Origin of the sequence: Vibrio sp. 10N.261.46.E11 (genome assembly GCF_041472735.1) — a bacterium.
In the GTDB taxonomy this organism is placed as follows: Bacteria; Pseudomonadota; Gammaproteobacteria; order Enterobacterales; family Vibrionaceae; genus Vibrio.
Genome location: NZ_JBFRQW010000011.1, coordinates 1 through 514 on the forward strand (window position 1 = coordinate 1; position 514 = coordinate 514).

Genomic DNA, 514 nt, shown 5'->3' on the forward strand with positions numbered 1-514 from the left:
GGTTCATCGCGGATTAGCGGGAATTGAAAACAAAAACGGTAGTAAGTGATATGGTTTAGTCGCCAAACAAAAATCATACACAAACTACCGTTTTCATGCAGAATCATACTTTCCTATCTTCATTCTGGGAAGGCTTTCAAATAGTAAAGTCTCACCAGACAGCAACACTTATTACCCTTACTCTTAAACCTAACTCTGAGGCTAAGTGCCTTTGTGGTCTTGAAGCCGAAGCTATCCATGAGTATCAATGGCGTCATGTAAAGGATGCCATGTTACTCGGTGTTCCAGTTGAACTTTCTGTTCAAACTCGAAGGATTAAGTGTCGCGACTGCGGTATAAAAACAGAGTCGCTATCTTGGTTAGAGCCTTATGCTCGTATAACGAAGCGCCTAAAAAGTTATATAGAACAACTACTGCCTCTTCTTCCTATTAAGCATATCTCCCAGTTAACGAGCGTTCATTGGCACACCATTAAAGAGATAGATAAACGCCGCCTTCAGCAAGTTGTACCGCC

General features: G+C 41.8%; 1 protein-coding gene. It reads left to right on the plus strand.

Features of this window, described 5'->3' with window-relative positions:
• Positions 1-95: 95 nt before the first annotated feature.
• Positions 96-514, plus strand: a 419-nt coding sequence (locus AB4407_RS04220; RefSeq protein ID WP_372118949.1) for a helix-turn-helix domain-containing protein, incomplete at its 3' end; no start/stop codon positions are given.